Source organism: Bradyrhizobium sp. SHOUNA76 (genome assembly GCF_023006445.1).
Taxonomy (GTDB): Bacteria; Pseudomonadota; Alphaproteobacteria; order Rhizobiales; family Xanthobacteraceae; genus Bradyrhizobium.
Genome location: NZ_JALBHA010001183.1, coordinates 1 through 397 on the forward strand (window position 1 = coordinate 1; position 397 = coordinate 397).

Annotated in this window: 1 protein-coding gene; it reads left to right on the plus strand. The window is 68.5% G+C overall.

Annotated elements, in window-relative coordinates; all coding sequences use genetic code 11:
• Window positions 1–397 (plus strand): LysR substrate-binding domain-containing protein (locus MOV74_RS40405; RefSeq protein WP_246933136.1); only part of this gene is annotated, 397 nt, incomplete at both ends.

Below are 397 nucleotides of genomic sequence, written 5' to 3' on the forward strand. Positions count from 1 at the left end.
GTCCGGCTCACCGCCGGCGGCGCCGCCTTCCTCGAACGCGCCCGCGCGCTGATGGCGGCACATGATCGTGCACTGTCGGGTGATGCACCGGCCGCGCAATCGCTCTCGCTCGGCATCTCCGATCATGCGGCGGGCCCTGAACTCGTGCCGCTGCTCGAACGGCTGCACGCGATGTCAGCGAACCTCACCCTCGCCGTCACCATCGGCTTCTCGCGCGAGATGCAGGATGCCTATGACGAAGGTCAGCTCGATGCGGTGATCGTCCGCCAGGAAGGCAGCCGCCGCGGCGGCGAAAAACTGACCGAGGACGAATTCGGCTGGTTCGCATCAAGACGCTTCGCCGTGCCAAAAGGCGAGCCGCTGCCGCTGGCGACACTCGCCCCGCCCTGCGGCGTCC